Source organism: Janthinobacterium sp. 1L-D-8-B-C4, assembly GCF_057291295.1.
The window spans coordinates 224,359-246,564 of record NZ_JBXAVX010000006.1; the positions used below are offsets into that span (position 1 = coordinate 224,359).

The 22,206-nt window shown below is 61.9% G+C and carries 17 protein-coding genes; 11 read left to right on the forward strand and 6 right to left on the reverse strand.

Annotation, left to right across the window (positions count from 1 at the left end):
- The first annotated feature begins 36 nt into the window (after positions 1 to 36).
- From AC0Z42_RS13120 to AC0Z42_RS13150, 7 genes are read left to right on the forward strand one after another with little or no spacing between them, the layout of a single operon-like run.
- A complete protein-coding gene (locus tag AC0Z42_RS13120) occupies positions 37 to 1,380 on the forward strand; it encodes a hypothetical protein (protein ID WP_485468654.1) in 1,344 nt (447 codons plus the stop codon).
- A complete protein-coding gene (locus tag AC0Z42_RS13125; protein ID WP_485468655.1) occupies positions 1,377 to 2,675 on the forward strand; it encodes a hypothetical protein in 1,299 nt (432 codons plus the stop codon). Before AC0Z42_RS13120 ends, AC0Z42_RS13125 begins: the two co-directional genes overlap by 4 nt.
- Before the next feature lie 20 nt (positions 2,676 to 2,695).
- Complete coding sequence (locus AC0Z42_RS13130) at positions 2,696 to 3,970, forward strand: hypothetical protein (RefSeq protein WP_485468656.1); 1,275 nt, start codon at positions 2,696 to 2,698, stop codon at positions 3,968 to 3,970.
- The gene (locus tag AC0Z42_RS13135; protein WP_485468657.1) at positions 3,967 to 5,265 is read left to right on the forward strand and encodes a hypothetical protein; all 1,299 of its coding nucleotides are present in this window, start codon (positions 3,967 to 3,969) and stop codon (positions 5,263 to 5,265) included. The genes AC0Z42_RS13130 and AC0Z42_RS13135 overlap by 4 nt, the downstream gene beginning before the upstream one ends.
- A complete protein-coding gene (locus AC0Z42_RS13140; RefSeq protein ID WP_485468658.1) occupies positions 5,262 to 6,560 on the forward strand; it encodes a hypothetical protein in 1,299 nt (432 codons plus the stop codon). Before AC0Z42_RS13135 ends, AC0Z42_RS13140 begins: the two co-directional genes overlap by 4 nt.
- Entirely contained in the window at positions 6,557 to 7,855 is a 1,299-nt protein-coding gene (locus tag AC0Z42_RS13145) for a hypothetical protein (RefSeq protein ID WP_485468659.1), read from the forward strand. Before AC0Z42_RS13140 ends, AC0Z42_RS13145 begins: the two co-directional genes overlap by 4 nt.
- A 19-nt stretch (positions 7,856 to 7,874) precedes the next feature.
- On the forward strand, positions 7,875 to 8,138 hold the full coding sequence (locus AC0Z42_RS13150) for a PAAR domain-containing protein (RefSeq protein ID WP_485468660.1): 264 nt from the start codon (positions 7,875 to 7,877) through the stop codon (positions 8,136 to 8,138).
- Positions 8,139 to 8,146: 8 nt separating this feature from the next.
- Here AC0Z42_RS13150 and AC0Z42_RS13155 read toward each other — a convergent pair whose 3' ends face one another.
- Entirely contained in the window at positions 8,147 to 9,472 is a 1,326-nt protein-coding gene (locus tag AC0Z42_RS13155; protein WP_485468661.1) for an aspartate aminotransferase family protein, read from the reverse strand.
- A gap of 179 nt (positions 9,473 to 9,651) precedes the next feature.
- Between AC0Z42_RS13155 and AC0Z42_RS13160 the strand changes: the two genes are divergently transcribed.
- The 3 genes from AC0Z42_RS13160 to AC0Z42_RS13170 all read left to right on the forward strand — a co-directional run bounded on the left by AC0Z42_RS13160 (position 9,652) and on the right by AC0Z42_RS13170 (position 12,173).
- Positions 9,652 to 10,323: a response regulator gene (locus AC0Z42_RS13160; RefSeq protein WP_485468662.1), complete on the forward strand. Its 672-nt coding sequence runs from the start codon at positions 9,652 to 9,654 to the stop codon at positions 10,321 to 10,323.
- Entirely contained in the window at positions 10,307 to 11,680 is a 1,374-nt protein-coding gene (locus AC0Z42_RS13165) for an ATP-binding protein (RefSeq protein WP_485468663.1), read from the forward strand. Before AC0Z42_RS13160 ends, AC0Z42_RS13165 begins: the two co-directional genes overlap by 17 nt.
- A gap of 82 nt (positions 11,681 to 11,762) precedes the next feature.
- The gene (locus AC0Z42_RS13170) at positions 11,763 to 12,173 is read left to right on the forward strand and encodes a YgiW/YdeI family stress tolerance OB fold protein (RefSeq protein ID WP_485468664.1); all 411 of its coding nucleotides are present in this window, start codon (positions 11,763 to 11,765) and stop codon (positions 12,171 to 12,173) included.
- Here AC0Z42_RS13170 and AC0Z42_RS13175 read toward each other — a convergent pair.
- Both AC0Z42_RS13175 and AC0Z42_RS13180 read right to left on the reverse strand, forming a co-directional pair.
- Positions 12,170 to 13,039 (reverse strand): MurR/RpiR family transcriptional regulator, encoded by an 870-nt coding sequence (locus tag AC0Z42_RS13175; RefSeq protein ID WP_485468665.1) that lies wholly within the window; start codon positions 13,037 to 13,039, stop codon positions 12,170 to 12,172. The two genes, AC0Z42_RS13170 and AC0Z42_RS13175, sit on opposite strands and share 4 nt — an antisense overlap.
- Before the next feature lie 44 nt (positions 13,040 to 13,083).
- The gene (locus AC0Z42_RS13180) at positions 13,084 to 13,377 is read right to left on the reverse strand and encodes a hypothetical protein (protein ID WP_485468666.1); all 294 of its coding nucleotides are present in this window, start codon (positions 13,375 to 13,377) and stop codon (positions 13,084 to 13,086) included.
- Positions 13,378 to 13,589: 212 nt separating this feature from the next.
- On the opposite strand from AC0Z42_RS13180, the gene AC0Z42_RS13185 reads away from it, so the two are divergent.
- On the forward strand, positions 13,590 to 14,039 hold the full coding sequence (locus tag AC0Z42_RS13185; RefSeq protein ID WP_485468667.1) for a YbjN domain-containing protein: 450 nt from the start codon (positions 13,590 to 13,592) through the stop codon (positions 14,037 to 14,039).
- A 1-nt stretch (position 14,040) separates the two neighbouring features.
- On the opposite strand, the gene AC0Z42_RS13190 is transcribed toward AC0Z42_RS13185, so the two are convergent.
- The 3 genes from AC0Z42_RS13190 to AC0Z42_RS13200 all read right to left on the reverse strand — a co-directional run bounded on the left by AC0Z42_RS13190 (position 14,041) and on the right by AC0Z42_RS13200 (position 22,200).
- Positions 14,041 to 17,217, reverse strand: coding sequence for a bifunctional diguanylate cyclase/phosphodiesterase (locus tag AC0Z42_RS13190; protein WP_485468668.1), 3,177 nt, complete (start codon positions 17,215 to 17,217; stop codon positions 14,041 to 14,043).
- A 168-nt stretch (positions 17,218 to 17,385) separates the two neighbouring features.
- Positions 17,386 to 19,956, reverse strand: a complete 2,571-nt coding sequence (gene cphA / locus AC0Z42_RS13195; protein ID WP_485468669.1) for a cyanophycin synthetase — start codon at positions 19,954 to 19,956, stop codon at positions 17,386 to 17,388.
- Between the two features lie 66 nt (positions 19,957 to 20,022).
- Positions 20,023 to 22,200 carry a cyanophycin synthetase gene (locus AC0Z42_RS13200; protein WP_485468670.1) on the reverse strand — a complete coding sequence of 726 codons (2,178 nt, stop codon included), beginning with the start codon at positions 22,198 to 22,200 and terminating at the stop codon, positions 20,023 to 20,025.
- Between the last annotated feature and the right edge of the window lie 6 nt (positions 22,201 to 22,206).

Sequence of the window (22,206 nt, forward strand, 5' to 3'; positions counted from 1 at the left end):
GCAACTGTTAGTTAAAATAGAAATGGAGAGTTCGATATGGCGAAGTCTTTTTTTTTGTACGCATTGATGATTTTTCTGGCATTGATTTTCCTAACTGCCTGCGTCCGACTGCGTTCAACCTCTACTACAGCATCCAGTACAGTCATAGCAGTACCGGACGCAGTGAAACGACCTTATATGTCACAAGTGGTCGCTGTGCAATGGCTGAATCCACTGCAGCGTCGTGATTACCCGACGCAATGGCAGTTGCTTTGGACGTTAGGTCTGGTACAGCCGAATCCCGGCGATGACATGGTCAAGGCGAATCCTGCAAAGTATTCCAGCTTGCAGGCAATTTCGCCTGTCGCCGGGGGAAATGAAGGTGAAGAAACGTTTGTTGGATATCATCGTAAATACATTCGGAAGGTCTTCAACTTATTTCATGATATTTATTATTCTGACCCCGAATATTTTTATAACGTTCATTCAGCCGAGAATCGCTCACGCTGGCGTGAACTGGCTGGTATCCATATCGAATACGCGATACCTGAAGGAAAACTTGATTCGACAGATGCTGGCGCCTTCGTACAAGACTATGTACGGCGTACCTTCACCATCGGCAACCCAAATTTTCCTACGTTGTGGACCCGCGCCACGTTGCCTGATGTCCGTGTCACCATGGACGGCCCCAACGCCGGCTTCACCTCGCTGACCGCCGCCCTCGACTACCTTCAAGCCCACCCGAAAGAAACCGTCTGGGTCATGAACTGGGATGCGCCCAGCCGGCCCAAGGACAGGCAGATCAACGAAAACCTGGTGTTGCTGATACTGGCTGGTCCCGATTTCAAGACCGAACGGGCACCGCTGGCTTGGCTTGGCTATCCCAGCACGAGACAGACGGCCGATTTTGAAGCGAAGAAGGGCGAGCCGCCGCGCCTGGTGCAGGCCTGGACGGCCGCCATTGCAGACGCCGCCAGCAAGGCAGGCAAAGTCGATACCGACATCGGTTATGTGATCCACGATGCCGGCAATACCAACAAGGACTCATCGGACCGTATCGGCGCGCTGGCGCAGACGCTGACGATGGAGCTGCCTGAATTCGATTTTCTGAAACAAAGTTTTAATCTGACCGCCGTGCTGGGCGAGACGGGCGCCGGCACGGCCTTGACGAATGTGGCGCTGGGTATCGCTTACTCGCATCACTTCGGCAAGCCCGTATTGATCGCCGGCACCAGCGATCTGGCCGCGCCGGTGGCGCTGGTGGTGGCGCCGCCAGCCGTGGTGCGGCCGATCAAATATGACCAGCCATGGTTTCGCGCACGCGGCGGCAACCATGCGTATTTGCCGTGGTGGGGGCTGCGGCATGATGCGCCCGAGTATATCCAGGGGTTTTCACAATGAAGAAATTGACAGCGGTGCTGGTTTCGCTATTGCTTTGTGCTTGCGCGACTTCGCCATTTCAGGAAGTACCAGTACAGCGCAGTGGTCCGTATATGGCGCAGGTGGTCGGCTTGCAGTGGCTGAACCCGTTGCAGCGGAAAGATTATCCGACGCAGTGGCAATTGCTGTGGACCTTGGAATTGGTGCAGCCGAATACAGGCGATGAGATGGTCAAAGCCAAGCCTGAAAAATATACCAAGCTTCAAAGCATCGCATCCATAGCAATTGGAAATAATGGTTCTGAAACTTTTCGGGGCTACTATCATAAATATATAGAAGATATGTTTGACCGTTTTCACGGTGTTTATTATTCAGACCCTGAGTATTTCTATAACGTTCACTCGAATGAAAATAGATCACGTTGGCGTGAGCTTGCCGGTATTCATATCGAAGTTGCTTTGCCTGAAGGAAAGCTCGATGTTACCGAATCAAGAGATTTCGTTCGCGAATACGTCGCAGATGTTTTTAGCATCGGCAACGTCTATTCGCCTACCCTTTGGACGCGCGCCACGTTACCTGATGTCCGTGTCACCACAGGCGGCCCCAACGCCGGCTTCACCTCGCTGACCGCCGCCCTCGACTATCTGCAAGCCCACCCGAAAGAAACCGTCTGGGTCATGAACTGGGACGCCCCCAGTCGGCCCAAGGACAGGCAGATCAATGAAAACCTGGTACTGCTGATCTTGGCCGGCCCCGACTTCAAGACCGAGCGCGCACCGCTGGCGTGGCTTGGCTATCCAAGCACGAAACAGGCGGCCGATTTTGAAGCGAAGAAGGGCGAGCCTCCGCGCCTGGTGCGGGCCTGGACTGCCGCCATTGCGGACGCCGCAGAAAAAGCGGGCAAGGTCGATACCGATATCGGCTATGTGATTCACGATGCGGGCAATGTGCACAAGGACTCGTCCGACCGCATCGGCGCGCTGGCGCAGACCTTGACACTGGAATTACCGGAATTCGATTTTCTGAAACAAGGTTTCAACCTGACCGCCGTGCTGGGAGAGACAGGCGCCGGCACGGCGTTGACGAATGTGGCGCTGGGTATCGCTTACGCGCATCACTTCGGCAAGCCGGTTTTGATCGCCGGTACCAGCGATTTGACCTCACCGGTGGCGCTGGTGGTGGCGCCGCCGGCAGTGGTGCGGCCGATTCAATATGACAAGCCTTGGTTCCGCGCGCGCGGCGGCAATCATGCTTATCTGCCTTGGTGGGGGCTGCGGCGTGATGCTCCTGAGTATCTTCAGGGATTTTCACAATGAGGGCACTAATCAGTGTTTTGATGCTGTTCTTGCTTGGCGGGTGCGCGACGCCACCGGTACAGGAAGTCGAATCGAAACGTGCCGGGCCGTATATGGCACAAGTGATTGCCGTGCAATGGCTTAATCCCTTGCAGCGGCGAGATTACCCGACGCAATGGCAATTGCTATGGGTGTTGGGACTTGTAAAGCCAAATCCTGCTGATGAGATGGTCAAGGCAAATCCCGGGAAATATTCCAGCTTGCAGGCAATCTCGCCTGTCGCCGCTGGAAATGAAGGTGAAGAGACGTTTCGAGGCTATCATCAGAAGTATCTTCGCAAGGTGATGAATCTGTTTCGTAGCCCGTATTTTTCAGATCCCGAGTATTTTTATAACGTTCATTCAGCCAAGGACAGGTCGCGCTGGCGCGAATTGGCTGGCATCCACGTGGAATATGCCATTCCTGAAGGAAAGCTTGATATAAAAGACGCGACGGATTTTGTGGGCGATTACATTGCAGGTACTTTTGATATCGGCAATCCCAACTTTCCTACACTTTGGACACGTCCCACACCGCCAGCCGTTCGCCTGACCACAGGCGGCCCCAACGCCGGTTTTACCTCCCTTTCCGCCGCTCTCGACTATCTGCAAACCCACCCAAAAGAAACTGCCTGGGTCATGAACTGGGATGCGCCCAGCCGGCCCAAGGACCGGCAGATCAACGAGAACTTGGTACTGTTGATACTCGCAGGCCCTGACTTCAAGACCGAGCGCGCGCCGCTGGCGTGGCTCGGTTATCCGAGCATAAAATCCATCGCCGACTTCGAGCTGAAAAAGGGCGAACCGCCACGCCTGGTGCAGGCCTGGACGGCCGCCATTGCGGATGCCGCAGAAAAAGCGGGCAAGGTCGATACCGATATCGGCTATGTGATCCACGATGCCGGCAATACGCATAAAGACTCATCCGACCGCATCGGCGCGCTGGCGCAGACCTTGACACTGGAATTACCGGAATTCGATTTCTTGAAACAAGGTTTCAACCTGACCGCCGTGCTCGGCGAGACGGGCGCCGGCACGGCCTTGACGAATGTGGCGCTGGCTATCGCACACGCTCATCACTTCGGCAAACCGGTGCTGGTGCCCGGTACCAGCGATTTGACGTCGCCGGTGGCGCTGGTGGTGGCGCCGCCGGCCGTGGTGCGACCGATTCAATATGACAAACCTTGGTTTCGCGCGCGCGGCGGCAATCATGCTTATCTGCCTTGGTGGGGGCTGCGGCATGATGCTCCTGAGTATCTTCAGGGATTTTCACAATGAGGGCGCTGATCGGTGTTTTGATGCTGTTCTTGCTTGGCGGGTGCGCGACGCTACCGGTGCCGGAAGTCGAAACAAAGCGCAGCGGGCCGTTTATGGCGCAGTTGGTCGCTGTGCAATGGCTGAACCCATTGCAGCGTCGTGATTACCCTACGCAGTGGCAGTTGCTTTGGACGTTAGGTCTGGTACAGCCGAACCCCGGCGATGACATGGTCAAGGCGAATCCGGCAAAGTATTCCAGCTTGCAGGCAATTTCGCCTGTCGCAGGGGGGAATAATGGAGAAGAAACTTTTCGTGGATATTATCGAAAATATATCCGAGAAACGATGAATTTATTCCACGATATTTATTACTCCGATCCCGAATATTTTTATAACGTTCACTCAGCTAAAAACAGATCACGCTGGCGTGAACTGGCAGGCATCCACATCGAATGTGCTTTACCAGAAGGAAAGCTCGACCCTGTGGAGTCGGCAGCTTTTCTGCAGGATTATGTCCGGCGTACATTTACAATCGGCAACCCCAGCTTTCCCACCCTTTGGACCCGCGCCACGTTGCCTGATGTCCGTGTCACCATGGGCGGCCCCAACGCCGGCTTTATCTCCCTTTCCGCCGCGCTCGACTACTTGCAAGCCCACCCCAAAGAAACCGTCTGGGTCATGAACTGGGATGCGCCCAGCCGTCCAAAGGACAGACAGATCAATGAAAACATGGTGCTGCTGATCTTGGCCGGTCCCGACTTCAAGACCGCGCGCGCACCGCTGGCATGGCTCGGGTATCCGAGCACAAAATCCATTGCCGACTTCGAGCTGAAAAAGGGCGAACCGCCGCGCCTGGTGCAGGCCTGGACGGCCGCCATTGCGGATGCCGCAGAAAAAGCGGGCAAGGTCGATACCGATATCGGCTATGTGATCCACGATGCCGGCAATGTGCACAAGGACTCATCCGACCGCATCGGCGCGCTGGCGCAGACGCTGACGATGGCGTTGCCGGAATTCGATTTTCTGAAACAAGGTTTCAACCTGACCGCCGTGCTCGGCGAGACGGGCGCCGGCACGGCCTTGACGAATGTGGCGCTGGCTATCGCACACGCTCATCACTTCGGCAAACCGGTGCTGGTGGCCGGTACCAGCGATTTGACGTCGCCGGTGGCGCTGGTGGTGGCGCCGCCGGCCGTGGTGCAGCCGATTCAGCATGACAAGCCGTGGTTCCGCGCGCGCGGCGGCAATCATGCGTATCTGCCGTGGTGGGGGCTGCGCCATGATGCGCCTGAGTATATCCAGGGGTTTTCGCAATGAGGGCGCTGATCGCGGTTTTACTGCTGCTTTTGCTTGGCGGGTGCGCGACGCCATCGGTACAGGACGTCGAATCGAAACATACCGGGCCGTATATGGCACAAGTGGTCGGTGTGCAATGGCTCAATCCGCTGCAAAGGCGGGACTATCCGACTCAATGGCAACTGTTGTGGACGTTAGGTCTGATTCAGCCAAATCCTGACGATGGTATGGTGAAGAAAAATCCTGGGAAGTACACTAAACTACAAAGCATCGCTTCTATTGCAAGTGGAAATGAGGGGTCTGAGAGTTTTCGAGGTTATTACCGGAAATACGTGGAAGAATTATTTGACCTTATACATGATGTTTATTACTCCGATCCTGAGTATTTCTACAACGTTCACTCCGCCGAGGACAGATCACGCTGGCGTGAACTAGCCGGTATCCATATCGAATGTGCTTTACCAGAAGGAAAGCTCGACCCTGTGGAGTCGGCAGCTTTTCTACAGGATTATGTCCGGCATACATTTACAATCGGCAACCCCAGCTTTCCCACCCTGTGGACCCGTGCCACGCTGCCCGATATTCGCGTTACCACAGGCGGCCCCAACGCCGGTTTTACCTCCCTTTCCGCCGCTCTCGACTATCTGCAAACCCACCCAAAAGAAACTGCCTGGGTCATGAACTGGGATGCGCCCAGCCGGCCCAAGGACCGGCAGATCAACGAGAACTTGGTACTGTTGATACTCGCAGGCCCTGACTTCAAGACCGAGCGCGCACCGCTGGCATGGCTCGGGTATCCGAGCACAAAATCCATTGCCGACTTCGAGTTGAAAAAGGGCGAACCGCCGCGCCTGGTGCAGGCCTGGACGGCCGCCATTGCGGATGCCGCAGAAAAAGCGGGCAAGGTCGATACCGATATCGGCTATGTGATCCACGATGCGGGCAATACGCATAAAGACTCATCCGACCGCATCGGCGCGCTGGCGCAGACGCTGACGATGGCGTTGCCGGAATTCGATTTCTTGAAACAAGGTTTCAACCTGACCGCCGTGCTCGGCGAGACGGGCGCCGGCACGGCCTTGACGAATGTGGCGCTCGCTATCGCACACGCTCATCACTTCGGCAAACCGGTGCTGGTGGCCGGTACCAGCGATTTGACGTCGCCGGTGGCGCTGGTGGTGGCGCCGCCGGCCGTGGTGCGACCGATTCAATATGACAAACCTTGGTTTCGCGCGCGCGGCGGCAATCATGCTTATCTGCCTTGGTGGGGGCTGCGGCATGATGCTCCTGAGTATCTTCAGGGATTTTCGCAATGAAGAAATTGACAGCGGTGCTGGTTTCGCTACTGCTTTGTGCTTGCGCGACTTTACCGGTTCATGAAGAGCCAGTGAAGCGCAGTGGTCCGTTCATCGCGCAGGTGGTCGGCTTACAATGGCTGAATCCTTTGCAGCGGAAAGACTATCCGACGCAGTGGCAATTGCTGTGGACACTAGGGCTGGTAAAAGCCAATCCAGGGGATGAAATGGTCAGAGATAAACCTGAAAAATATACCAGGCTTCAGAGTATTGCATCTGTCGCCATAGGAAATAATGGTTCAGAAACATTCGATGGCTATCATGAAAAATACGTTGAAAAGATGTTTGATTTAATGCATAGCGTGTACTACGCGGATCCTGAGTATTTTTATAACGTTCACTCGGCAAAAAACAAGTCACGTTGGCGCGAACTCGCAGGTATTCACATCGAATATGCTCTCCCCGAAGGTAAGCTTGCTCCGGCGGAGGCAGAAAATTTTGTCCGTGGATACGCCGCAGCTGTCTTTAATATCGGTAATATTCATTCCCCGACTCTTTGGACTCGCTCAACGCCACCCGACGTTCACTTGACCATGGGCGGCCCCAACGCCGGCTTTACCTCGCTGACGGCCGCCCTGGACTACCTGCAAGCCCATCCAAAAGAAACCGTCTGGGTCATGAACTGGGATGCGCCCAGCCGCCCCAAGGACAAGCAGATCAATGAAAACTTGGTGCTGCTGATACTGGCTGACCCCGACTTCAAGACCGAGCGCGCGCCGCTGGCGTGGCTCGGTTATCCGAGCATAAAATCCATCGCCGACTTCGAGCTGAAAAAGGGCGAACCGCCACGCCTGGTGGGGGCGTGGACGGCGGCCATTGCGGACGCTGCAGAAAAAGTGGGCAAGGTCGATACCGAGATCGGCTATGTGATCCATGATGCGGGCAATACCAATAAAGACTCATCCGACCGCATCGGCGCGCTGGCGCAGACGCTGACGATGGAGTTGCCGGAATTCGATTTTCTGAAACAAGGTTTCAACCTGACCGCCGTGCTGGGCGAAACAGGCGCCGGCACGGCGCTGACGAATGTGGCACTCGGCATCGCCTACGCGCATCACTTCGGCAAGCCGGTTTTGATCGCCGGCACCAGCGACCTGGCCGCCCCGGTGGCGCTGGTGGTGGCGCCGCCGGCGGTGGTGCGGCCGATCAAATATGACCAGCCGTGGTTTCGTGCCCGCGGCGGCAATCATGCTTATCTGCCGTGGTGGGGGCTGCGGCATGATGCACCAGAGTATCTCCAGGGGTTTTCGCAATGAACATCGACAGGGGGGCACTATGCTAGGCGTGATTCGTTTGAATGATCCGACCAGCCATGGCGGCAAGGTGACGGGGGCTGCGCCGAACAGCACGGTGCTGGGGGTGGCGGTGGCGCGCAAGGGCGATCCTTGCATCTGCCCGGTCAAGGGCCATGTGGGTTGCAAGATCGCCGAGGGCGATCCGCAGGTGCTGATCGATGGCGTGCCGGTCGCCTTTGAAGGCCACAAGACGACCTGCGGCGCCAAGCTGATTTCCACGGTGGGAAACAGCGGGCGCGGCTGACGCTGGCGCTAGCCGGCCAGGCTGTGATCGATGGCACTGGCCAGCTTGTCGACGATTTCGTCGACGTGACTGGCATCGATGATGTAGGGCGGCGCCAGCAGCACATGGTCGCCGTGCTGGCCGTCGATGGTGCCGCCCATCGGGTAGCACATCAGGCCGGCCTGCATGGCTTGCGTCTTGATGCGCGCGTGCAGGCGGCGGGATGGCTCGAATGGCTGCTTGCTGGCGCGGTCGCGCACCAGTTCCAGCCCCAGGAACAGGCCACGGCCGCGAATATCGCCGACCTGCGGATGCTCGCCCAGGCGCTCGACCAGCCGTTGTTGCAGCAGGCTGCCCATGGCGCGCACATTGGCCAGCAGATCGCGTTCCTCGATCTGCTGCTGCACTGTCAAGGCAGCCGCGCAGGCGGTGGCGTGGCCGATATAGGTGTGGCCGTGCTGGAAGAAACCGGTGCCGGCGCGGAGGGTGTCGCGGATGGCGCTTGACACCATCACCGCGCCGATTGGCTGGTAGCCGGCGCCCAGGCCCTTGGCAATGCAGATCAGGTCGGCGGTGATACCCTCCTGTTCGCAGGCAAACAGGCTGCCCGTGCGGCCCATGCCGCACATGACTTCATCGAGGATGAACAGGATGCCGTGGCGCTGGCAGATGGCGCGCATGTGGGCAAAATAGCCGGCCACGGCGGGCAGGGCGCCGGCCGTGGCGCCCACCACAGGCTCGGCGATAAAGGCCATCACGTTTTCCGCGCCCAGTTCAACGATCCGCTCTTCCAGTTCCCGGCCCAGGCGCGCGACATAGTCGCCATCGGTTTCGCCAGCGGCCTGGTCGCGGTACGCATAGCAGGGCGCCACATGCGTGACGTCGATCAGCAGCGGCGCGAACTGCTGGCGGCGCCAGGCGTTGCCGCCAGTGGCCAGCGCGCCCAGGGTGTTGCCGTGATAGCTCTGGCGGCGCGCGATGATATGGCGGCGCTGCGGCTGGTCCCGCTCAACGAAGTACTGGCGCGCCAGTTTCAGCGCACTTTCCACCGCTTCCGAACCGCCGGACACAAAATACACGCTGTCGATGCCGGCTGGCGCCCTGGCCACCAGGAAATCGGCCAGTGCTTCCATCGGCGCGCTGGTAAAGAACGAGCTGTGCGCATACGCCATGCTGGCCACCTGCCGCTGCACGGCGGCGATCACGGCGGCGTCTGAGTGCCCCAGGCAGGATACGGCCGCGCCGCCGCAGGCGTCCAGGTAGCGCTTGCCGTCAGCATCGATCAGGTAGGGGCCGTCGCCGGCAACGGCGGTGGGGTAAGTGGCGTTCAAGCTGCGGTGGAAAACATGGCTCATGGCGGCGCTTTCGGCAAGAAGGGAGGCGCCAGTATAAAATTGCCAGAAGCAAATTACAACATATGTTGTAATTTAAATTGAAAAACATCATTCATTCATCGGCGTCTTAAGATAGCGTTCATCTTGCCGCTCGACACTGGGCGGGCCATACTGGCGGCTGACTTTTTTGGAAACCTTTTATGCGCATCCTGCTGGCCGAAGACGATATTTCTCTTGGTGAAACCATCCTCGCCTGGTTGCGTCTGGACCAGCACGCGGTCGACTGGGTCGAGCGCGGCGACTCGGCCCAGACCGCCCTGATGACCCATCACTACGACTGCGTGCTGCTCGACCGCGGCTTGCCGGGCATGAGCGGCGACGCCTTGCTGGCGCAGTTGCGCAGCGCCGGCAACGCCGTGCCGGTAATCCTGATCACCGCCTTCAATGCGCTGGCCGACCGGGTCGAAGGGCTGGACCTGGGTGCCGACGATTACCTGGTGAAACCGTTCGAGCTGGAAGAAATGTCGGCGCGTATCCGCGCGGCCGTGCGGCGCGGCGCCAGCCAGGTCAGCAATGCGCTGGCGCACGCCGGCATCGCCCTCAATATCGAGACCAAGCAGGCCAGCCTGGACGGCCAGCCGGTGGCGCTGACGGCGCGCGAATACCATGTGCTGCATGCGCTGCTGTTGAGGAAAAACAGTATTGTTGCGCGAGCGCAGATCGAGGAAGCGCTGTACGGCTGGGGCGATGAAGTGGAAAGCAACGCCATCGAAGTGTATATCCATAACCTGCGCAAGAAATTCGGCGCCGACAGCATCGTTACCGTGCGCGGCCTCGGTTACCGGTTGAAAAACGATGACAGCCAGGCCTGAGCGGGAACCCAAGCCCTGGTCGCTGCGGCGGCGCCTGCTGGCGGCGATAGTTGCCGCCAGCACTGTGCTGTGGCTGGCCAGCCTGGGCATTGTCACCATGATCGCCTGGCATGAAACCAATGAGGTATTCGACGATGCGCTGGAAGAATCGGGCCAGATGCTGATGGCCGCCACCACCGACTGGCAGCAGCGCGGCTTGCTGGCGCGCGCGCAAAGTTCCGGCGGACCGACGCGCAAGGTCGACATGCAATACCAGATCGTGGTCGACGGCAAGGTGGTGCAGCGCACCAGCGGCGCGCCAGCGCAGCCGTTCGTGAGGGACTTCGACGACGGCCATGGCTTTGCCGACCCGCAAGTGGAACAGCGCCGCTGGCGCGTGTTCGTGGTGCGCGACGAGGAGCGCCAGTTCGAAGTGCAGGTGGGACAACAGTACAAGAAGCGCTACGATATCCTGGAAGAGCTGGCCGAACACCTGTGGCTGCCGATCGCCGGCTTTCTGGTGCTGCTGGCGCTGGTGTGTTGGCTGCTGACGGGCAGGGTGCTCAAACCGCTGCGCGCGACCGCAGCCAGTATTGCGGCCAAGAGCCCGGGCGACCTGGCGCAGGTGGAACTGGCCGGCCAGCCGCGTGAACTGCTGCCCATCGTGCAGGCGCTGAATGGCGTCTTGGCGCGGCTGGACGTGGCGCTGCAGTCCGAGCGCCGCTTCACGGCCGACGCCGCCCACGAACTGCGCACGCCGCTGGCCGGCCTGCACATGCATGTGCAACTGCTGCAGCGCCAGCATCCCGACCTGGCCGCGCCGTTCCAGAAGCTGCGCCGCGATATTGCGCGCGTGACGGCGCTGGTCGACAGCCTGCTGACCCTGGCGCGGCTCGATCCGCTGGCGCGCGGCCAGGTGGCGACACTACCGGTGGCGCTGGCGCCGGTGCTGGAACAATTACAAGCGGCGCATGCGCAGGAAGCAGCCGCACGCTGCATGGCGCTGGCGGTGCGCTGCGACATCGCATCGGTCGAGGCCGACCCCGCCATGTTTGACATCCTGCTGCGCAACCTGCTCGACAATGCGCTGCGCTATTGCCCTGACGGCAGCCGCATCGAGATTGTCGCGCAGCAGCATGCTGGCCGGCCGCGCATCAGCGTGCGCGACAATGGCCCCGGCGTGGATGAGGCCAGCCGCCAGCGCCTCAGCGAACGCTTTTTCCGCGTGCTGGGCCAGCAGCAATCGGGTAGCGGGCTGGGCCTGTCCATCGTCAGGCGCATTGCCGACTTGCATGGGATTGCGCTGGCATTCGGTGCCGGCCTGGATGGAAAAGGGCTGGGCGTGACGCTCGATTTCCCCGCCCGGGGCGCACCTTAAGATACGGTTAATGTGGGCTAGGTGTAATGGGTTCATGCCTGCAGCGACAGGCAAACCCCACCACTACCGAAGAGGAATGACCATGAAAAAAATACTCACCATCTCCTGCATGAGCGCCCTGATTGCCGCTTCCGCCTTTGCCATCGCCCAGCCCGCCGGCTACACCGGGCCGTCGAATACGGCGCCTGCCGCTGCAAGCGGTTACACCGGCCCATCGAGCGTGGCGTTAATGACAGCCAAGGACGTGCTGGCCAAGGCCAAGGACGATCAATACGTGAAGGTCAAGGGCAAGCTGACCAGTCACAATGGTGGCGAGGAGTATGAATTTACCGACGCCAGCGGCAAGATGACGGTGGAGATCGACGCCAAGCGGTTCCCGCAGGGCGTCAAGATCGATCACACGACGCTGGTGGAACTGACCGGTGAATTCGACAAGGAGACCTTTGGCGAATCGACCCTGGACGTGAAACAGATCAAGGTCGTGGCGAACTAGGAAGCATAGGCGCCCAGTTCGCGCAACTGGGTTTCGGCCGCCGCAATGCTCGCCACGGCGCCTGGCCCGGCGCCCGCCACCAGCAACTCGGCCAGGCTTTCGGCGGCGGCCACGCCGGCCACGATGGACGGGAAGAACGAGGGGCTGTCGACGGCGATCACGATGCTGGCGTGCGCTTGCCGGGCCAGCGGCGAGATCGCGCTGTCGCTGATGGCTACCACCGTGCAGCCGGCCTGGCGCGCGCGGCTGGCGACCAGCAGCGCTTCGCTGGAATAAGGCGCAAAGCTGGCCACTACCACCGCTTCGCCCGCCTGCAGGGCGCGCAAGTCCATCTCCAGGGTGCCGCCCTGGCCGCTCAGCAACTGCACGCTGGGGCGCAGCAAGCGGTACAAATAGTGAAAAGTGTAGGCGATCGGGTGCGCCGCGCGAAAGCCGGCCACATGCACGCGGCTGGCCGCTTCGAGCAGGCTGGCCGCCGCCATCAGGGCCGCCTGGCTGGCGTGTCCGGTGGCGGCCAGGTTGCGCTGCTGCACCGCGAACACTTCGGCCACCAGTTCGCCACCCTTGCCGGCCAGCGCGCCGGCTTTTTCCGCATAGGGCGCAGGGCCGGCGCGCAAACGTTCCACGAAAATCGACTTCAGTTCGGGCCAGCCGGCAAAGCCCAGTTGCTGGGCCAGCCGAACCAGCGCCGCCGACTGGACTTTTGCGCGCGCAGCGATGCTGCGCATCGACGATACGGCCACATCGTCGGGATGGTCGACCAGGTAGCGCGCGCCGGCCTGGAATTGCGGGCTGAACTGCGCATAGCGCGCATGGATCTCGGCAAGCAACGCCGCGTGCCTGTCTTGGTGGGTGCCTGCCTGCATCGCCGTACCTGAAAAATGGAGTTGCGACGATGTTACAGCAACCCTCAGCGTCCCGGTAGCGCCGCGCCCAGGGTGGCGTAGCCAACCGCGCCCGCGCGTGGCCGCAAGCGGGCGAACAGGTGCGGGCTGGCCTTGCGTCGCTGCGGCCCGGTGGTTAATACGCGCAAGGCGGTGGCCAGCGGCACGTCGTGGCAATGCAGGAACAGGGCGGCGGCCCCCGTGCCGGCCATTTCCTGCAGCGCCAGCGCATGCTCGACCAGCGCGCAAGTGCGCATGTCCAGCCGCGCCGGAATGTCGGGCCGGAATAATTGCTGAGGAACTTGCCGCGCACTGCTCATGCCGCTCTCCGCCTTTGTTGATGAGGAACTGACAGCATAAAAGCGCCGTGCCGATTGACTTTGCGTCAGATCAAGCTCAGCGTTAAATCGATGCTTTCTGGAAATTTTCGACTACCGTAAAAAAGTATTGCATTTTTGCCGGCCAGCCTCGTTGAGGAGGGTATGCAGCGGCACCATCACGGTTGCCGGCATCCCATTTGAAAGGATCTACCATGGCCAGCAATATTCCCGGCAATACCGCCGTTACCGAATTCCTGCTCCAGCATCTGCAAGCCGAAGGCTACCAGGCCAGCATCGACAGCGATGGCGACATTGCCTTCCGCTTCGAGGGCATGGGCTACGTGCTGTGCTTTGACGAGGACGACGATCAGTTCGGCAAGCTGATCCTGCCCAATGTCTGGTCGATCGACACGCCCGACGAACTGCAGCGCGTGCTGGCCGCGCTCGATGAAGTGAATCGCCGCATCAAGCTGGTCAAGGGTCACGCCGTGCGCGGCCAGGTCTGGTTCTGCATCGAGATGCTGCTGGTCGACCAGCGCCACTGGTCCGTATTCCTGTCACGCGCCACGCGCGCCATCTCGCACGCCACGTCGATGTTCGCCGCCGAGATGCGCGCCAGCGCGGTGGCCGCGCAAGCCATCGCCGACGCCGGCGCGAACTGATTCAGGCGCAGGCAGGCAAGGGCTGCTCGGCGCCTGACAGCCACGCCAGCAGCTGCGCCTGCGACATCGGACGGGCAAAATAATAGCCCTGCAATTCGTCGCAGCCGGCATGGCGCAGCACGTCGGCGTCGGCCGCGCTTTCCACGCCTTCGGCCGTTACCGTCAGGCCCAGGGTATGCCCCAGGCCGATGATGGCCTTGGTGACGGCCAGGTTTTGCGGCGAACTGTGGATATTCTGCACGAAGCTCATGTCGATCTTCAGCTTGTCGAGCGGGAAGCGGCACAGATAGTTCAGGCTCGAATAGCCGGTGCCGAAGTCGTCGATCGACAGGCCGAAGCCCAGTGCTTTTATTTGTTGCAAGGTGGCGATGGTGTCGTCCACATTGTCCATCAGGATCGATTCGGTCAGCTCGAATTCGATCTGGCCTGGCGCCACGGGAAATTCGGCCAGCACCTCGCGCAAGGTAGCCACCAGCGCGCCGTTTTTCAGCTGGATCGCCGACAGGTTGATCGATATGGCAATGCTGCCGACGTCCGCGTCGCGCCAGGCCATGTGCTGGCGGCACGCTTCGCGTATTACCCAGGCGCCGATCGGCACGATCAGCCCCGACTCCTCGGCCACGGGAATGAAGCTGTCGGGCGCGATCAGGCCGCGCTGCGGGTGGTTCCAGCGGATCAGGCCTTCCACGCCGTGCAGCAGGCCGCTGATGGCGTCGATGCGCGGCTGGTAGTGCAGCACGAGCTGCTGGCGGTCGATGGCGTGGCGCAGATCGCTTTCCAGGTGCAGCTGCTGCAACTGCTGGTCCTGCAGCTGTGGCGAGAACATGCGCGCGTTGTCGCGCCCGCCGCTCTTGGCCTGGTACATGGCGGCGTCGGCGTGGCGCATCAGCGTGTCGAGGTCGTCGCCGTGATCGGGATACACGGCCACGCCCACGCTGCACGACACATACAGTTCGCTGCCGGCCACCTGGTGCGGCGCGCGCATGGCCGGGATCAAGCGTGTTTCAAGCAGGCGGCCGATGGCTTCGACATTGTCGATGCCGTTCAGGATGACGACGAATTCATCGCCGCCCAGGCGGCTGACGGTATCGCCATCGCGCACCAGCTGCAGCAGGCGTGACGACACCGACTGCAGCAGCGCGTCGCCGACGTGGTGGCCCAGCGCATCGTTGACGTTCTTGAAGCGGTCCAGGTCGATGAACAGCACGCCGACCTTTTCGCCATTGCGGCGCGCCTGCATGATGGCGGCCGCCAGGCGCGTGTTCGACACATGGCGGTTGGCCAGGCCCGTCAGCGCATCATGGTGGGCCATGTGTTCGATCTGGCGCTCGCTGGCCTTGCGCTCGCTGATGTCGAGCGAACTGGCGATAAAGTGGGTGGTCACGCCATCGAGGTCGCGCACGGCGTTCATCACCAGCCAGGCGGGATAGCTCTCCAGCGACTTGCGCTGGATCGAGATTTCGCCTTGCCAGTAGCCGCGCCGCACCAGCGTGTGGCGCAGGTTGTCGAGCTGTTCGGGGCTGTTATCTGGCGCCAGCAAAAAGGCCGGCCGCTTGCCGATCAGCTCGACCATGTCGTACAGCGAATGGCGGCGGAAGGCCTGGTTGACGGTGATGATGCGCATGTTCGCATCCATCACGATCAGGCTTTCGGCCGAGGCTTCGAACACCTTGGCCCACAGTTCCAGGCGCGACTCCATCTGCTTGGTCTTGTTGATCGGCGTGAAGGTCGACAGCACCGCGCGCTGCCCCTGGTACTCGATCAGGCGTGCCGAAATCAGGGCCCAGCTCGGCGTGTCGCCGCTGTGCCACAGCACTTCGAATTCATCGACGGCGCCCAGGTCGCTCAGGCGCTGGAAAAAGCGCGAACGGGCCTGTGCGCTCATGCCGCGGCTCCATGGGTCCAGTTCCAGCCCCTGCTGCCACGCATGTGCGGCCTGGTTGGCGTGCAGCACCTGGTGGTGCGGGATCGAGGTGACCATCAGCGGGATCGGAATCGCATCGACCAGCTGGCGCTGCGCATCGGCGGCGCTGGCGCGCGCCACCAGTTCCTGCTGCGCCACGCGCTGGAAATCGAGCTGCTGCAGCATGGTGTTGAAGGCCCCCACCAGGCGGCCGATTTCGTCCACGCTGTGCCAGTCGGCGCGCAGGCTATGGTCGCCCGTCTCGCGCACTTCCTGCGCCACGCGGGCCAGGCGACGGATCGGCAGGGCGATCTGGCGGGCGACGAAAAACACCAGCCCCAGTATCATTACCAGCAGCAGCACGGCGGTGCCCAGGTGCAGCCACATGCGCGTGAAAAAGCCGTCCACGCGCAGCTGGATCAGGCGCTGCAACTCGGTTTCGGCATCCTTCCAGGCCAGCTGCAGCGACGACACCGCCGCCGCGTCGCGCAGCAGCAGTTCCTGGCGCCCGGCCGGATAGGGCTCGGCGCCGGCCAGCGCCTGGGTGCTGGCGCGGAACTGGGCGACGGCCTCGTTCAGGGCCGCGCGCGAGCCTGCCAGGTGGCGCCGCAGCAGCGGCGTGCTCGCTTCGAACGCTTCCGTATAGTCGCTGCCGATGCCGCGCATGGTGGCGTCCATGCGCCCTTCCAGGATCAGGAACTGGGTCTGCATGCGCTGGCGCTGCACGCCTTCCGCGCTGCACAGGTTCAATGCCAGTTCGCGCATGCTGTTGATTACTTCCAGCAGTTCGGGAAAACGCAGGATCACCAGCGACATGGTGTAGTAGCTGTCGAGGTCAGGGTCGAGGATCAGGTTCGACTGATTGCCCACGCGCGTAAGCAGTTCGCGCCCGGCAACAAACACGGCGGAGGGCGCGACGTCATCATCAGCGCCGCCAGCGTCGTGCGGGCGCACCAGCAGGGCGCCAAATTCGGCCGCCAGTTCGCTGCTGCGCATCTGGCCGCCCAGGACGCTTTCGGCGCGCGCGATGCTCGACGCGGCCGCCGCGCCCTGGGTCTCGGCGCCGGTGCGCGTGAGCGGCAGCATGGCGTCGCGGATCACGGCGATATACTCGTTGCCGGCCATTTCCTTGCGCGAAAAATCGATGGCCAGGTATTTTTCGTTGATCAGGATGCCGGAGATAAAGATGACGGCGGACAGGTCGAGCAGGTAGATCAGCGCCAGCTTGCGCCCCACCGTCAGCTTGCCGATAAACCGCGAGATTTTGCCCACCATGCCTGCACCGCCTTGTCGTCAACCGATGTTATGGTTTCTTATATGCAATTTTCATGCCTGAAATTACATTATTCCCGGCGTTCTTCGCAGTGAAAGCGCACCTTTCCGGTGCGCCTGGACGAAAAAAAGGCGGCGCACCAGCGCCGCCTCTGCATGGCAGTGAGCCGCTTACGCTTCGGCCACGCGTTTGGCGATATGCGCCAGCGCTTCTTCCACCTGGTCGATCAGGATCAGGCACAGATCGCCTTCGCCAAGGCGTGCCAGGGCGGTATCGATGGCGATGAATTCGCCGTTGATTTCATCGATATGGCTGGTGCGCTTTGCGCCGTCGAGGCCCTGGCGCAGCAGGGCGACCACTTCGCCGTCGGCGCGGCCGCGCTGGCACTGGTCCTGGTACAGCAGCACGTCGTCAAACGCGGCGCCGAGGATTTCGGTCTGCTGGCGGATATCTTCGTCGCGGCGGTCGCCGGCGCCGCTGATCACCACCGAGCGGCGTTTGGCCGGCATGCTTTCGACCGCCTGCACCAGCGCCAAAATCGCATCGGGATTGTGACCGTAGTCGGCGATCAGCGTGGCGCCTTTGTAGTCGAACACATTGAAGCGGCCCGGCGCATTGTCGTTCTCGTTGGCGAACGATTTCAGGCCGGCGCGGATCGCGTCCCAGTCCAGGCCGACGGCCCAGGCGGCGGCCACCGAGGCCATCGCGTTTTCGACCTGGAAGCCGATCGCGCCGTTGCGCGTGATCGGCACTTGCGACAGCGAGATTTCATGGCGCGCCTTGCCTTGCGCCGCCACCAGCTTGCCGTCTTCCACGTAGACTACGCGGTTGCCCTGGGCGCGGTGGGTGGCCATTACCGGGTGCGATTTGTCGGCCGCAAAGAACGTCACGCTGCCGCTGCAGTTTTTCGCCATGCGCACCACCGCCGGGTCGGTGGCGTTCAATACCGCCACGCCGCTGTCGGACACGTTCTGCACGATCACCCGTTTCAATACCGCCAGGTCTTCCACGGTGGTGATGTAGTTCAGGCCGAGGTGGTCGCCGGCGCCGATATTGGTCACCACCGCCACCTGGCAGCGGTCAAACGCCAGGCCTTCGCGCAGCATGCCGCCGCGCGCCGTTTCAAACACGGCGGCGTCGACGTCCGGGTGCAGCAGCACGTTGCGCGCGCTGCGCGGGCCGCTGCAGTCGCCACTGTCGATCTGGCGCCCTTCGATATACACGCCGTCGGTATTGGTCATGCCGGTGCGCAGGCCCGACGCCGTCAGCAGATGGGCGATCAGGCGCACGGTAGTGGTCTTGCCGTTGGTGCCGGTGACGGCCACCACCGGAATGCGGCCGTCGTCGCCTTCGGCAAACATGGCGGCGATGATCGCTTCGCCGACCGGGCGCGGCCTGCCGAACGAGGGCGCCAGGTGCATGCGCAAGCCCGGTGCGGCATTGACTTCGACGATGCCGCCGTTCTGTTCTTCCAGCGGTTTCAGGACGCTGTCGGCGACCACGTCGACGCCGCAGATATCGAGCCCCACCATGTGCGCCGCAGCCACGGCGCGCGCCGCCACTTCCGGGTGCACGTCGATGGTGACGTCGGTGGCCGAGCCGCCGGTCGACAGGTTGGCGTTATTGCGCAGGATCACGCGCTGGCCCACCGGCGGCACCGAATCGGCGACAAAACCCTGCTTGGCCAGGCTGGCCAGGGCGATGTCGTCGAAGCGGATTTTGGTCAGCGAGGTGGCGTGGCCGCTGCCGCGGCGCGGATCGAGGTTGACCTGGTCGACCAGTTCGCGCACCGTGTGGCGTCCGTCGCCGACCACTTGCGGCGGATCGCGGCGCGCTGCCGCCACCATTTTGTTACCGATCACCAGCAGGCGGAAATCGTGGCCGGGCAGGTAGCGCTCGACCAGGATATCGTCGCGGAATTCCTGCGCCGCGATAAAGCCGGCCGTCAGCTGTTCGCGCGTGGTCACATTGACGGTGACGCCCTTGCCCTGGTTGCCATCTTTTGGTTTCACGACCACCGGCAGGCCGATCTCGCAGGCGGCGGCCCAGGCGTCGTCGGCGTCAAGCACCACGCGCCCTTGCGGCACCGGCACGCCGGCCGAGTCCAGCAGTTTCTTGGTCAGTTCCTTGTCCTGGGCGATCGCTTCGGCAATCGCGCTGGTGCCGTCCATTTCGGCGGCCTGGATCTTGCGTTGCTTGCTGCCCCAGCCGAATGTGACCAGGCTGCCTTCGGTCAGGCGGCGAAACGGAATATTGCGCGCCAGCGCGGCGTTGACGATGGCGCCGGTCGATGGCCCCAGGCGCACGTCTTCATCGAGTTCCTGCAGTTGCAGCAGCGCGGCGGCCAGATCGAACGGCGCATCATCGAGCGCGGCCAGGCACAGTTGCTGCGCCAGCTCCAGGGCCAGGCGGCCGACCGCTTCTTCCGAATATTCGACGACGACCTGGAAAATGCCGGTTTCCAGGGTCGGCGTGGTGCGGCTGAAGGTGACCGGGCAGCCGGCTTGCGCCTGCAGGCCCAGCGCCACCAGTTCCAGCACCTGCGCCATCGGCGCGGCGTTGTAGTTGCCCAGCGGTTGCAGCGGGCTCAGGTGCGGAAACAGATTGCGCAGGCGCGCTTCGAATCCAGGCAACTGGGCGATGTCGAGTTCCTGCGTGGTGCAGGAAACGATGGCTTCCACGGCGGTGTCGTGGCTCCAGAGATTGGGGCCACGCAGGGCCCGTACGCGAGATACTTCCATAATTAACCGTATTCCTTGTGTTCTTGTGGGCCCGGCATGCGCCGGGCTGGTGCTGTCTGTTGCCGCTCAGTTGCCGATGCTGCCTGGCGCCGCGTCAAACGTGCGCAGGCCTGCGCAAATGAGGTCGGTGGACAGGTCCAGCGACCAGGCTGCAGCGACGGCCGCCAGCACGCTGTCGACGTTGCCGGCGGTGGCCGGTTTCAGCAGGTCCAGGCACAGCAGCACGATTTCAATGCCGCCTTCGGCCAGCACGATATGGTTGCCGCGCACAAAAGCGGCGCGGCGCCCGGCGGCCAGGTGGGCAACGATGGCGGGCAGGCTGCCATCCTGGGCAAACAGCGTGACGCTGCCATCGCACAGCTCGGCCAGTGCCAATACCTGCGGCTCGGACGCGTTGAGCACCGCCACGCCGGTCGGCAAGACCACGTCGACCTGGCTGCGCACGGCCTTGTACAGGCCCGCTTCGTCCAGCACATCGAAATCTTTCACGTCATCCAGGCTGCCGGTGTCGGTGACGATGCCGATCTGGCAGCGGTCATACGCCAGGCCTTCGGCCAGGATCATGCGCGGATTGCTTTCAAACAGGGCCGTCTGCACGGTGCGGTTGAGCAGCAGGCGCTGGCCGGCATCCCAGTTCACGCAATTGCCGCTGACCACGCGGCGCTGGTCGAGAAACATGCCTTCGCCGCAGACGGCGCCGGTATGCAGGCCGGACAAATTGAGCAGTTTGCACAGCATACGCACGATCAGGCTGGCGCCGCGCGTGCCCGTCACGCCGATCAGCGGAATGCGGCCGGTCTCTTCCTGTTCGAACAGATGCTCGACAATCGCCGCGCCAACCGCGCGCGGCTTGCCGACACCCGGCTTGATATGGGCCAAGAGGCCCGGGCTGGCGTTGACTTCGATGATCGCGCCGCGCTGCTCTTCGAGCGGACGCGTGATGTCTTTGGTGACCAGGTCGATGCCGGCGATATCGAGGCCGACCACGCGCGCGGCCAGCAGCACCGCATGCGCCACCGATGGGTGGACTTCGTCGGTAACGTCGATGGCAACGTTGCCGTTCGGCTGGATCAGCACTTTCTGGCCCGCTTGTGGGATGGAATCGGCGGTCATGCCCTGGCGCTGCAGTTCCAGCACGATCTCGCCCGATTCATGCGGACGGACGGTGCCGAGCGGAAAATCTTCGCCTTCGCCACGGCGCGGATCGGTATTGATCTGGGTATTGACCAGCTGTAAAACGGTGGATGTGCCGTCGCCGTCGACCCACAGCGATTCGCCCTTGGCAGCGGCAACGAGCTTGTTGCCGACCACCAGCAAACGGTGTTCGTCGCCGGTAATGAAACTTTCCACAATCACGGCCGAGCTGTCGCTTTGCGTGGCGGCCAGTTCATAGGCTGCCTTGACATCGCTTTCGGTCATCAGGTTGAGCGATACGCCGCGGCCATGGTTGCCATCGTATGGTTTCACCACCACCGGCACGCCGATATCCTGGGCTTCTTCCCAGGCCGCTTCGGCGCTGCGCACCAGGCTGCCTTCAGGCACTGGCACGCCGCAGGCCTTGAGCAGATACTTGGTCAGGTCCTTGTCGCTGGCGATGCCTTCGGCAATCGCGCTGGTGCGGTCGGTTTCGGCGGTCCAGATGCGGCGCTGTGCGGCGCCATGGCCCAGTTGCACCAGGTTGCCGTCGTTCAGGCGCAGCGAGGGAATGCGGCGTTCGGTGGCGGCATCGACGATACTGGCCGTGCTCGGTCCCAGGCAGCGCGAATCGACCATCTCGCGCAGCGGCGCCAGGGTTGCTTCGAGATCAAAAGCGGTGTCGTTGATGGCGGCCATCAGCAGTTCGCGCGCCGCTTCCAGGCAGGCGCGGCCGACCTGTTCTTCGCGCGTGCGGAAAGCCATTTTATACACGCCGCGCTGGCTGGTCGAGCGCGTCTGGCCGAAACCGGTGCGCATGCCGGCCAGGTTTTGCAGTTCCAGAACCACGTGCTCGAGGATGTGGGCCGACCAGGTGCCTTCGCGCAGGCGCTCGAAAAAGCCGCCGCGTTCGCCCACGCCGCAGCGGTGCTCGATCATGCCGGGCAGCCATACGACAAGCCGCTCGTACAGGCCGGGCAGGGTGTTGGATGGGTAATCTTCCAGTTCGCCGATATCGACCCAGGCCTCGATCACCGGACGGTAGGTCCAGATATTCGGGCCGCGCAGATGGGTGACGCGGACAAATTCGATGTTCTTCTTCTTGATCATGTAAGT